At 71.1% G+C, this 12,121-nt stretch carries 9 protein-coding genes; 5 read left to right on the top strand and 4 right to left on the bottom strand.

Annotation, left to right across the window (positions count from 1 at the left end; all coding sequences use genetic code 11):
* Positions 1 to 591: a hypothetical protein gene (locus JOD66_RS24935; protein ID WP_204839477.1), complete on the top strand. Its 591-nt coding sequence runs from the start codon at positions 1 to 3 to the stop codon at positions 589 to 591.
* Positions 592 to 594: 3 nt separating this feature from the next.
* Here JOD66_RS24935 and JOD66_RS24930 read toward each other — a convergent pair whose 3' ends face one another.
* From JOD66_RS24930 to JOD66_RS24920, 3 genes are read right to left on the bottom strand one after another with little or no spacing between them, the layout of a single operon-like run.
* Complete coding sequence (locus JOD66_RS24930; protein ID WP_239545434.1) at positions 595 to 4,062, bottom strand: ATP-binding protein; 3,468 nt, start codon at positions 4,060 to 4,062, stop codon at positions 595 to 597.
* Positions 4,062 to 4,775, bottom strand: coding sequence for a DUF4194 domain-containing protein (locus JOD66_RS24925; protein ID WP_204839476.1), 714 nt, complete (start codon positions 4,773 to 4,775; stop codon positions 4,062 to 4,064). Before JOD66_RS24925 ends, JOD66_RS24930 begins: the two co-directional genes overlap by 1 nt.
* Positions 4,772 to 6,280 (bottom strand): DUF3375 domain-containing protein, encoded by a 1,509-nt coding sequence (locus JOD66_RS24920; RefSeq protein ID WP_204839475.1) that lies wholly within the window; start codon positions 6,278 to 6,280, stop codon positions 4,772 to 4,774. Before JOD66_RS24920 ends, JOD66_RS24925 begins: the two co-directional genes overlap by 4 nt.
* 175 nt (positions 6,281 to 6,455) lie before the next feature.
* On the opposite strand from JOD66_RS24920, the gene JOD66_RS24915 reads away from it, so the two are divergent.
* The 3 genes from JOD66_RS24915 to JOD66_RS24905 are packed head-to-tail and all read left to right on the top strand — an operon-like array spanning position 6,456 to position 9,209.
* Entirely contained in the window at positions 6,456 to 6,779 is a 324-nt protein-coding gene (locus JOD66_RS24915; RefSeq protein WP_204839474.1) for a hypothetical protein, read from the top strand.
* 50 nt (positions 6,780 to 6,829) lie between these two features.
* Entirely contained in the window at positions 6,830 to 7,768 is a 939-nt protein-coding gene (locus tag JOD66_RS24910; protein ID WP_205126544.1) for a glutathione S-transferase family protein, read from the top strand.
* Positions 7,769 to 7,808: 40 nt separating this feature from the next.
* On the top strand, positions 7,809 to 9,209 hold the full coding sequence (locus JOD66_RS24905; RefSeq protein ID WP_204839473.1) for a hypothetical protein: 1,401 nt from the start codon (positions 7,809 to 7,811) through the stop codon (positions 9,207 to 9,209).
* 160 nt (positions 9,210 to 9,369) lie between these two features.
* Here the strand turns inward: JOD66_RS24905 and JOD66_RS24900 are convergent, their stop codons facing one another.
* Entirely contained in the window at positions 9,370 to 10,143 is a 774-nt protein-coding gene (locus tag JOD66_RS24900) for a hypothetical protein (RefSeq protein WP_204839472.1), read from the bottom strand.
* A 320-nt stretch (positions 10,144 to 10,463) separates the two neighbouring features.
* Here JOD66_RS24900 and JOD66_RS24895 point away from each other — a divergent pair, with 320 nt between their 5' ends.
* Positions 10,464 to 12,056, top strand: a complete 1,593-nt coding sequence (locus JOD66_RS24895; protein ID WP_204839471.1) for an ORC-CDC6 family AAA ATPase — start codon at positions 10,464 to 10,466, stop codon at positions 12,054 to 12,056.
* Positions 12,057 to 12,121: the final 65 nt, after the last annotated feature.

Raw genomic sequence — 12,121 nt, 5'->3', positions numbered from 1 at the left:
ATGAGCGACCAGTGGCGCCCCTACGACCCCGCCGGCGAGCAGCGCCGGGTCCGTCGTCGGATCGGGCTGCTGGTCGTGGGCGCGCTGGTGGTGCTCGGCGGCGCGGGCGCCGGGATCACCGCCTTGGCGGTGAACGCGCTCGACGACGACTCGACGACGACGACCACGACGACGACCACCACCACCCGCACCGAGGTGCACAGCTCGACCACCGGTGACGTCGACCTGTTCACGACCTCCGCGACGGACGCGATGACCGCGGCGGTGGTCGAGCACACCGGGTCCGCCCGGGCGCTGGAGGTGATCCTGCTCCAGCTCCAGGCCGTGATCACCGTGCCCGGCGACGACGGCCCGAGAACCCTGCTCTGGGACGGGACGTCGATCACCGAGGGCGGTCCGGGCGTGTCCGGCCGCAAGCCGTTCGACCTCGGCGACCTCGACGGTGCGGTGGTCCGCCGGCTGTGCGGCACCCGGCCGCTGCTGTGCACCGTGATCGCCCATCGGCCCGGCCCCGGTGACGACGGCGCGTGGCTCGTCGTCACCGGACCGAGTGGCGTGCGCCTCGCCGACCTGGCCGGCCAGCAGCCCTGAGCGTCAGGCCCCGCTCGGCTCCGCGTTGGTGATCGGCGTGATCCACGACTGGTGGGTCGTGGTGTTCTTGGTGATCGCCAGCAGCTCGTCCATGTGGGGCTCCAGGCCGGTCACCTTGTCGAGAGGGACGCCGATGATCAGCTGGAACCCGAGCCCCTTCCACGCCTGCACGGCGCGGCCCGCGAACTCGGAGTCGGCCTTCACGAAGCCCTCGTCGAGGAAGACCGGCGCGAACCGAGGGCGCGAGCGCATCTCGTCGCCCAGCCGGAAGCGCAGCGCGGAGCCGACGATGAACGCGACCAGCTCCTGGCTCTCGCCACCGGACTTCTCCCCCAGCGTGCGGTAGGTCGCGCGGAGCTCGCCGGTGAGGTGGTCGTAGCGCTCGGCGCTGATCTCGACGTGCCGGCGTACGTCGAGCAGGCGGTCGCGGTCGGTGGCCACGGCCGTGCCGTCGCCGGACTGGGCCGGCTTGCGCAGCTGCTGCATGAACCGGCTCAGGTCGGTGAACCGCTTCTCCAGCCCGGCCTCGTCGAGCTCACCGCTGGCGCCGGAGGACAGCGTGCGCAGGTCCTTGAGGAAGACCTGGACGTGGGCGGGGGCGAGCCGGCGCAGCCGGATCCGGAGCCGGTCGCCGGAGGAGCCACCGAACTCCAGGCGGCGCAGGATCGCGTTGATCGGCTCCAGCCGGTCCTCGATCTCCTCCACCGAGGACGACATCGCGCCGAGCAGCGGGACCAGGTCCTGGCCGCTCCACTCGGTGAGCCGGCGCCGCCACTCGGCGCGGCGCTCGGCGAGGCCGGTGCCGCGGATGTCGTCGAGGATCCGGGCGTAGTCGGCGTACGAGTCGGCGGTGGCGCCGAGGTTGGGCGAGTCCCACTGGAACTTGTAGTGCTTGAAGATCAGCGCCAGGTCGTCGTCGCAGCGGCGGATCTCGGCGTCGGCGTCGGCGACGGCGGTGCGCAGCCGCTCCCCCAGCCGGTGGGAGTTGTCGGCGAACCGGTCGAGGTCGTCGGGGTCGGCCGGGGCGGCGGCCGCGGCGAAGTCGGCGGCCAGCGCGGCCTCCTGCTCCTCGCTCAGCTCGACCAGTCCGCTGCGCTCCATCGCCTCGAGCCGGTCCTTGACCAGGTCCTCGGAGTCGACCAGCTCGCTGTGGCCGGAGTTGAGCTCGCGCTGCTTCTGCTCCAGTGCGAACCGCTCCTGGCGCGCGTCGTCGAGCCGGTGGACCAGCTCGTCGATCTGGGCCTGGAGCACCTTGAGCTGGTCGTCGGAGGTGAGGATGTCGGTGCGGCGCTGCTCCAGCTCGGCGATCCGCCGGTCGCTGCCCGCGACGTCGACGTCGTCGAAGCGGACCATGGCGATGGCGTCGTACGCCTTGCGCTGCTGCTCCAGCAGCCGGCCCCGGCGGTCGAGGTCGGCGAGCTGGGCGTCGACCTGCTCCATCCGGCGCTCGAGCTCCTCGAGCTGGCCGTCGATCTCGGCGATCGCGTCCTCGTTGGAGAAGCCGATGATGTTGCGGTGGTCGCCGCGGCCGTGGGTGCCGCGGTCGCCGTTGCGGGTCTGGCCGGCAGCGGTCACCCGGAAGCCGGGACCGTCGAGCTCGGCCGCGCTCTCGACGCAGTAGGCGTTGCGGGACGGCTCCTGGACGTGCTGCTGGACCCAGCCGGAGAACGGGGAGTCCTTGAACAGCAGCTTGCCGGCGACCCGCTCGGGGTCGGCGGGGCCGGTCTCGGGCAGGTCGAGCTCGACGCCCTGGAAGGTCAGCCGGCCGGGCAGCCGGAGGCCGTCGATGGCGCCGGAGAACTCCGCGAGCCGGCCGATCGGGACCAGCATCATCCGGGCGGTGCCGCCGAGGACGGTCTCGATCGCCGTGCGCCAGCGGGCCTCCTCGGGAGCGAGGTCGATCAGCTCGGCGACGAAGGGCAGCTCCTCCACGGACAGCCCGCTCGCCTCGGCGACGGCGGCCCGCAGGTCGTGGAGGTACGACGGCACCCGGCCGTTGCGGTTCTCCATCGAGGCCCGCTCGCGCTTGAGCACGGCCTGCTCGTTCTTCAGCGGCACCAGGCCGTCGCGCACCCGGTCGCGCTCGGCGCGCAGCGTGGCCTGCTCGGCCTCCCCGGCGGTGAGCCGCTTGCGGGCCAGCAGCTGGAGCTCGGCGAAGGCGGTCGACGAGTCGAGCGCGGACTCCAGGTCGGGGGCGTCGGCGTCGGTGAGCCCGACCAGGGGGTAGACCCGCTCCTCGAGCTCGGAGAGGCGGTTGGCGCGCTCCGCGCGGATCACCCGCTCGTGCTCGGCCTGCGCGGCCAGGGCCTGCAGGTCGCCGCCGCCGGCGGCGCGGTGCGCCTCCTTGGCCGCCTCGAGGTCGCCGGCGAGCGTGGTCTCGGCCGAGCGGGTCGCCGTGAGCGCCTCGACCGTGCCCTGCCGCGAGTCGCGGTTGCCGGCGACGGCGGCCTCGATCAGGCGCAGGTGGGTGCGCAGCAGCCACAGCCGCAGCGGGGTGTCGCCGGACAGCGTGACGCCGTACGAGTCGAGCTCGGCGAGCCGCTGGGTCGCGGCGACCCGGCGCTCGTGGAGGTCGGTGATCGGTTCGAGCAGCTCGAGCTTCTGCTCCTCGGTGCGCATCGCGGCGTAGGACGCGTCGAGGTCGTCGAAGTGCTCGATCGCCCGGTCCGCCGCGGCATAGGTCGCCGGCCGCTCGAGGACCATGTCCTTGTAGAGCTCGTCGACGCTGCGCACCTGGTTGCCGGCCTGGATCCGGGCGAGCAGGCGCAGCGCCTTGGAGCCGTCGCCGTTGGCGCCGATGCCGAGCCGGGCGTGCAGCACGGCCGCGAACTCGGCGTACGTGCGGTGCACGCGGATGCCGGGGAACAGCTTCTTGAGGGTGTTGGCGTGGAAGCGCTCGGGTACGGCGACCTCCAGCGTCTCCAACGACAGCGCTCCCTCGTGGGTGGCGAGCTGCATCTGCACCTCGCCGGAGCGCGCCGCGCGGCGCGGGACGTAGTAGGTGCGCACGGCCGTGAACCGGCCGCCCTGGTCGTTGACGAAGGTCATCGCGACCGCGCCCCAGGTGTCGGAGCCCTTGCCGCGCAGCAGCTTCTCCTCGGGCCGCCCGGTCTTCGGGTTGTCGACCACGTCGACCGCGCCGCGCAGGTAGGACAGCAGGTTGCGCTGGCCGGCGCTGCGGGCCCGGCCCGCGACGGCGTCGTTGGAGGCGCCGTTGAACTTGGTGTCGGACGGCATCATCAGCGCGGTGTAGGCGTCGAGGATGGTGCTCTTGCCGACGCCCGAGGCGCCCGAGATCATCGTCGCGTCGCCGCGCAGCGGGACGGTGGTCAGGCCGCCGAAGCCGCCCCAGTTGACCAGCTGCAGCAGCGCCGCGCGCCACTGGACGGTGTCGTCGGCGGGCGTCGCCACGACCTCCTTGTCGAACAGCCCGTCGGTGCCCTCGACCTGCTCCATCTCGTCGACGGACATCAGGCGTCCTCCTCCTCGAACAGGTCGTCGTCCTCGGGCTCCGGCTCCGCCTCGGAGCCGTTGGCACGCTGCAGCGCCTCCAGCAGCTCCTGGAGCAGCTCGAGCGGGAGCAGCGGCTCGACGGCCTCGCTGATCTCGTAGCGGTCCTCGGACGCGGACCCGATGAGCAGGCCCGCCTTGATGATGCTCGTGACGGCGTTGCGGGCCCGCTTCTCGTCGCCCGCCTCGTCGGTGGCGTGCGCGGGGCGGAAGCTGGCGACGTACTCGACGATGTCCTCGCGGTCGATGTAGACCCGGGCGTCGCCGCTGGCCAGGCCCGCACGCAGCCGGTCGCGCAGGTGGACCAGCACCAGGGTCTCCTCGCGCGACCAGGCGGTGTCGTGGAGCAGGGTCGGGAACCGGCTCGCCGTCTCGGACGTGGCCTGCCGCTTCCAGGCGACCTCGCGGGTCGGGTCGACCTGCAGGTCGAGGAACAGGTCGTTGAGGCGCGAGCGGATCACCCGCTCGTTCTCGACGAGGACCTGCCAGTCGCGCGGATGGGTGCGGGCACTGATGAACCGCTGCTTGAGCAGGGTGACCAGCGCGTGCCGCTGGGCGTACTCGAGGCCGCCCTCGTCGCCCTCGAACAGGGAGACCGACGTCTCGTCGGCGACCTCGTCGAGGTCGTCGAAGTCGTTGGTCTCCGCGGTCTGCTCGTCCAGCTCGACGCTCACCGGCGGGACTCCTCTCGGTCGTGCTCGCGGCCGGGGGCCAGATCGGGGTCGGGAAGCGGGGTGCGCGGCACCGCGAAGGTGCGCCGCGAGCCGTCGGGGCGCACGGCGGCGAACTCCTCGACGACGTCCTCGGTCGTCCACTCGCGGTCGGCCGCCAGGTGGAGCAGCCCGAAGATCTCCACGGGCCGGCGCAGCGACGGCTCCAGCGCGTCGAAGAGCTCGCCCAGCGAGCCCGCGGGCAGCAGGTCGCGCAGCGCGTCGTCGAGGCGCTGGCGCAACGAGCCCAGCTGGGGACCGCCCTGGGCCATCAGCTCCTCCAGCGACAGGGTCGGCGCCTCGGCCGGGTCGGCCGCGGTGATCGGGTCCGGCAGCACGTCGTCGGCCGGGTCGTGGAAGCGCTCGCGCAGGTGGTCGACGCTGACCCGGCTCGGGAGCAGGGACACCTCGTGGGTGGCCCGCGGGCCGGTCGTCGACATCCAGGTCATCAGCTCGGACTCGACCTGGCGCAGGGTCTGCTCCAGCTCGCGGTCGCGGGCGGCGTCGTGGGAGACGATGTACTCCTTCAGCGTCGCCGTCACCCGGCTGCGCTGGGCCAGCACCCGGTCGAGGCCGTCGCGCACCAACTTGACCGTGCCCCGCAGCTCGGCGCGGTCGGCCTCACCGAGGATCCCCGGCGAGAGCGGGTGCTCCAGCAGCGCGTTCAGGTCCTCGCGCAGCTGGGTCACCAGGCCGTCGTCGCGCAGCAGCGCGAACGCCCCCTCGAACGCCCGGCCCTCCTGGGTCGCCGTGATCAGCGCGTCGGCCCGGGCCAGGTAGTCGTCGATCACCTCGCCCGCCGGCCGGTCCTCGGCCCGGAAGGCCGCCAGGATCTCGCCGCGGATGGTCGCGAACCGCTCCTCGACCCGCGCGAAGTCGCTGGGGAGGGCGGAGATCAGCGAGAGCAGCTCGGTGAACCCCTCGAGCATGTAGTCCTCGGTCGCGCTCACCATCTCGGCCCCGTCGACCAGCCGGTCGCGCTCCACCTTGAGCCGCGCGATCTCGTCGTTGAGCAGGGTGACCCGGGCGCTGCGGTCGGGGTTCGCCTCGGAGTTGAACCGGCGTACGGTGCTCAGGATGGTCGCGATCCGGTGCTCGCTCAGCGTGGCCCGGTCCCGCGCGAGGTTCTTGACCAGCTCCAGGGCCTGCTGGGCGTGGGAGGTCAGCGAGTAGACCTCGTTGCCCTGCTCGTCGAGCGAGCGCACCAGCCACTGCCCCCTCATCCAGCGCTGGCAGATGTCGCGCCCGCTGCCCGTCGGCAGGTCGGCGTCGCCCGCGTTGCGGATCTCGGCGAGGTGCTCCTCGACCTGGGTGTGCAGCCGCGCCGTCGGGATCGGCCGGTTGTTGCGCCCGAAGGCTGCCCGGAAGATCGTGATCACGACCGGCGCCTGCCGCTGGTGGAGCAGGGTCAGCGTCGGCTGCGCGAAGGCGCCCTTGACGCGCGCCAACTCGGCGGCGATGTCGCTCAACCCTGTCCCCCGGTGTCCGTCGTCGTGGTCTGGCCCGCTAGGTGCGAACGAAAAGCATCACACAGGGGGTCGACCCGGGCGCAGGCAGGCTCGGTCACGAGGGCGGCGTGAGTGCCGTCGGCGCCACCGGGTACTGGGCGGACGTCCCGAGACCCGACCAGCGGAGGAGCCTCCCGTGACCCACCTCGCCCCGATCGACACCATCAAGCGCGTCGTCGGCACCGCCGCCAAGGCACCGGCAGCCGTGGCCGGAGCGGCGGTGGGCCTCGCCCAGGGGGCCATCCGCCGGGCACGCGGCGCTGATGCCGAGCCGTCTCTCACGATCTCGCCCGACGAGCCGGTCAACGTGACCGAGGAGCTCGGCCTCGACCCGGCGCCGGTCGCCAAGCCCCGCAAGGAGCCTGCCCCGCCGCCCGTCACCGGCATCGACGCACAGGCCGACCCCGACCACGTGGACGTGACTCCCGCCGACATCGCCGACGCCGTGAAGAAGGACTGAGCCGCGACGTGGCGGCGTACGCCGCGGAGGGCACCTCCTTCGAGCGGGACATGAGGTACGTCTCCGACCGGGTCACCCGCGAGCCGGGACGCAGCCAGGACCCGTACGTGGGCGAGCTCGACGTGCCGACCTGGCCGGTCCAGCCCGGGCGCTACCGACTGGTCGCCGCCCGGGCCTGCCCGTGGGCGAACCGGGCGATCATCGTGCGCTCCCTGCTCGGCCTGGAGGACGTCGTCTCGATGGGGCTCGCCGGCCCCACCCACGACGAGCGCAGCTGGACCTTCGACCTCGACCCCGGCGGGGTCGACCCGGTGCTGCGCTACGAGCGACTGCAGCAGGCCTACCTCGCCCGGGACCCGGCGTACGACCGCGGCATCACGGTCCCGGCGCTGGTCGACGTACCGACCCGGGCGCTGGTGACCAACGACTTCCCCTCGATCACCCACGACCTCTTCTTCGAGTGGCGCGACCACCACCGCCCGGACGCGCCGGACCTGTGGCCCGAGGAGTGCCGCGAGGAGATGGACCAGGTCATGGAGCGGATCTTCACCGAGGTCAACAACGGCGTCTATCGCTGCGGGTTCGCCGGCTCCCAGGATGCCTACGACGCGGCGTACGACCGGCTGTGGTCGGCCCTGGACTGGCTCGAGGAGCGGCTCACCGACCGCCGCTACCTGATGGGCGAGCGGATCACCGAGGCCGACGTGCGCCTGTTCACCACGCTCGCCCGCTTCGACGCCGTCTACCACGGCCACTTCAAGTGCAACCGGAACAGGCTCACCGAGATGCCGGTCCTGTGGGCCTACGCACGCGACCTGTTCCAGACGCCCGGGTTCGGCGATTCGATCGACTTCGACCAGATCAAGCTGCACTACTACGTCGTGCACGAGGACATCAATCCGACCGGGATCGTGCCGAAGGGGCCGGACGAGTCGGGCTGGCACGCTCCGCACGGGCGGGAGCGATTGGGTTCTCCACAGTCCTCGTGATCTGGTTGAGTTCGAACAGGTGTTCGACTAATTTGGCCTTGTGACGACCCTCGGAGACCTCAGCGCGGCGGAGCTGCTCGCCGCCGAGGAGTCCGGCGTGCGCCTCAAGCGGCAGGCCGAGGTCGACGGGCTGCTGCGCCTGCTGGCCTGGTGCGACCTGCACTCTGTCGACCCGCAGGGCCGGCCGGGTGGCGACCGGCTCGTGCGCCTCGGCGGCGAGGGCACGCCGGAGACCTCCGAGCTGTGCCTGGCCGAGTTCGCCGTCGCCAGCCACGCCGGGTGGATCGCCACCTCCCACCGGGCCGCGGCAGCCCTCGACCTGCGCCACCGCCTCCCCCGGCTGTGGGAGCGCGTGCAGCGCCTCGACGTCGAGGTGTGGGTCGCCCGCAAGATCGCCGACCTCTCGCGCAAGCTCTCCCGCGCGGCCGTGGAGATCGTCGACATCTCCGTCGCCGCCGCCCGCGACCTGACACCGGGCAAGCTGATCGAGCTCGCCGAGGCACGTGTCATCGAGGCCGATCCCGCGGCCCACCGTGAGCGCATCGCCGCCGAGGAGGCCCGCATCGGCGTCTTCGCCCGCCGGCGCCGCCCCGGCGACGCGGTCGTCGACATCGACGGCCAGGCGGGCGTCCAGCCGATCACCCTCCGGCTCCCGACCGCAGGAGCCGTCGAGTTCACCACCAGCGTCGACGAGGTCGCGCGGGCCCTGGCCGACCAGCACGTCCCCGACGCCGAGGACGACGTCCCGACCATGGACCAGTTCCGCGCCCACGCGGTCGAGCTGCTCGCCGATCCCTATGCCGCCGTCCGCTTCCTCGAAGGCCTTCGGGAGCCCGAGGCGCCCCCCGCTCCTGCTCCCACCCGCGCTCCGCGCAAGGCCACGCTCTACGTCCACCTCGACGCCGCCGTGCTCGCCGGCTTCGCCACCGGCGTCGCCCGGGTGGAGGACCTGGGACCGATGCTGCTCGAGCAGGTCGCCGCCCTGCTCCGCCACCGCTCCGTCGCCCTGCGCCCCGTCATCGACCTCAACGCCGGCGCCTCCGTCGACGCCTACGAACACCCCGCGGCCTGCAAGGAGCGCACCCACCTGCGCACCGGCGGCGACGTCTTCCCCCACTCCACCTCCCGCACCCGCCGTCTCGACCACGACCACGTCACGCCGTACGACAAGGACGGACCTCCCGGCCAGACCGGCGACCTCAACGACGCCCCACTCACCCGCCGACATCACCGGGCCAAGACGCATCTCCCCTACCGCACCCGTCAGCTCGGGTTGGGTGCCTACCGGTGGGAGACACCGCACGGTCTGCTCCGGGTCGTGTCTCGGTACGGCACGACCGCGGTCGAGCCGGTGCGCATGGGTGACGGGACTCTGGTCGGCGAGGTGTACGCGGGGAGGTACGACGTCCGCGATGACGTCGGCGCGCCTGCAGCCATCTGACGCGTTACCGGTTGTGGTGGGTGGGTGCGTCAGTTCGCCCAGAATACGCTGGCCAATGCTCGCAGAAGAGAGGTCGTCTTGGCGGCTCGTCTTCAGGCCCGAGAGTCCGCGGTATCGCGCGCCGCCGCCGAACGGATGCCGTGCCCGAGCGCGGGTGGGTCTACGCGGAGCCGTCTCCGCCCGGTCCCGGCTCGGCCTCATCCAGCGGGGCGAGGCCCGGGATGTTGTCCGGGTCCTCCGGCCACCCGTTGCGGGCGCAAACCGCCTTCCACTCAGCCCGTGCGATGGCCGCGAGCCGTACGAACGTCTCGGGTTCCGGACCAACTCGCCGGAACCTCCGGACGTTCTGGGTGTACGCGACGACCCACTTCCAGAACTCCTCGTTGACATCCATCATCTGGTCGGCGCTGAGGCCTCCGGTCCGTTGCGCCAGCGCCGCGGCTTTCTCCAGCGCCTCGCGCATCAGCAGTACGCCACGCCTGTGCTCGTGCGCGGCCCACTTACCAAAGCCGTCTTCCCAGCCGAGCCGGTCGATTAGCAAGAACGTTCGAGTCCTCAGTGCCGTCAGCAGCGGCCCCACCTGCTCCCTGGGGTCGGCTGGGTTGGCGGTCTGCAAAGCAGCGATAGCAACGAGCGCCTCGTCCCAGGCGACCTCGACAGGCACGTTGCGGGCCGTTTCGGCTGCTGCCCGCGCAATGGCGTTGGTCTCCGAGTACAGCTGGTTGGCCTCAGCCGCCGACTCGGCCGCGCCCCTCGCAACCGAATTGCTGTCCTCCGCCAGTCGGTTCGCCTCGCGGGCGATGCTGTTTGCGGCCGACGACAGGAGGTTGGCCCTGTTCGCCTCGTCCCGAGCACTGCGGGCCACTCCGATCGAGATCGCCGCCGCAACGACCGATGCGCCCGTCAACAGGACCATCGCCGTCTCCGCTGTCATGGTTCGCGAGGATATGCCACTCTCCGACGACCGACCTGCCCGCGGCCGTCAGGTCGCGCCAACCTAGGTCTCGTCCAACATCCGCAGAGGCCCGCGTGCGGTTTCCAATCGCACGCGGGCCTGGGCGAACGCCTGGGCAGCGGTGGCCGGGCCGACCGCCGGGGGGGGGGGGGGGGGGGGGGGGGGGGGGGGGGGGGGGGGGACGGTCGCCGACCCGAACGCGTCCTTGAGGCCAGAGCAGAACCCACCCGAGCAAGACTGCGCGGTCGATGGTGCACCGGCACGTAAGGTGATCCCGCTCTCGGCCATAAGGAGGACGGATGTCTGACTCAATGTTGGAAGACCCGCGGATGGTGCGGGCAGTCAGCAGCATCGTGTCGCGCTCGGAACGGCAGGCAGACCCAGAAGTCCTGCGCGAGACCTATGTCGAGACCGGGGTTCTCCCCCAGGTGGCGAACTTCGGCCACCAGGTCCTCTACGGCCGCCGGGGCACGGGCAAGACGCACGTTCTGCAGGTCCTCGGGGCCGAGATGGAGGAGAGCGAGAACGTCTTCCACATCTACCTGGATATCCGCCTGCTCGGCAGCGCGCACATGTTTACGGACCCAACGCAGCCGCTCGCGCCGCGCTGCATCGCCCTCTTCAAGGACCTGCTCGCGCTGCTGCAGGGGCGACTCCTGGACATCGCCACCGATCCGAACCGCGACGGTAGCGGCATGGAGGAGGTCAGCGAGCTCGCTAGGTACATCACGGAAAAGACGGCCGAAGTCGCAAGCCGCGACGTGAAGACCACTCGGCAGAAGGAGAATGTCTCGCAGGCGGGTCTGCGGGTGGGCGTGTCCGGGACCGGGCCCACGGCCGACCTCACGCTGGGCTCAACCGCCCGAGGGACGAACACTGACGAGGTCTCGTACACGGAGGCGCTGCGCGAGACTATCGTCTACAGCGAGGTCTACCAGGTGCTCGATGCGGCTCTGGAGGCAATGGGCGTCGAACACCTCGTCCTCCTGATCGACGAGTGGACGTCGATCCCCACGGACCTGCAGCCCTTCATCGCGGAGTTCCTGAAACGGTCGGTGCTGCCGTCGCACCGCATCACCGTCAAGATCGGCTCCCTGGAGTACCGCTCGCGATTCAGCCTCCCCCAACCGGACGGTGGCAACGTGGTGGGCTTCGAACTCGGCCCCGATATCACCGCCAACCTCGATCTCGACGACTACTACGTCTACGAGCGCAACCCGGACCGCGTCGAGGAGATCTTTGCGGCGGTACTCTTTAAGCACGTCACCTCCGGGCTCGATCAGGCTTTCCTCGACGAGTACGGGATCCGCGAGGCGACCGCCTTCAGGTCACGGGTTTTCACCGAGCGCGCCACGTTCGTCGAACTCGTGCGAGCGGGCGAGGGCGTCGTCCGAGACTTCCTGGGCATCTTCGGATCCGCCTTCTTCCGGGCGAACCGGTCCGGACGGAAGAAGATTGACCTCCGCAGCGTGGAGGACGCCGCCCGAGACTGGTATGAGACGGACAAGTCGGCCTCTCTGTCCGATGCGCAGCATGCTGCCTTGCGCCTGCTTATCGATGACGTGATCGGCTCCCGGCAGACCAAGATGTTTATGCTCTCGCGGGAGCAGTCCGGGCACCCGATGATCCTGTCGCTGTTCGATCTTCGCCTGCTCCATCTAATCGAGCGAGGCTACAGCGACAAGGAGAACCCCGGCCTGAGGTACAACATCTACGCTCTGGATTACGGCACCTATGTCGAGCTCAAACGCACTAAGGTTGAGCCGGACGGCGTGCTGTTTGAGGACGTAGATGTCGCGGAGGCACGCCTCGGCGAGCGCATGGTTCCGCTCGCGGACAAGCGCAGCATACGCAGGGTGATCCTGCAGACAACCATCTTCGACGACCTCTAAAGCCGGTCGCGGCTCGACCAAGGTCAGTCGAACTCAGCGGCCCGCCGGCCTGCCAGGAATATGTG

The sequence above is a fragment of the Nocardioides nitrophenolicus genome (assembly GCF_016907515.1).
Taxonomy (GTDB): Bacteria; Actinomycetota; Actinomycetes; order Propionibacteriales; family Nocardioidaceae; genus Nocardioides; species Nocardioides nitrophenolicus.
The sequence above is the reverse complement of the archived record's forward strand: the minus strand, read 5'-3'. Positions and strand labels throughout refer to the sequence as shown.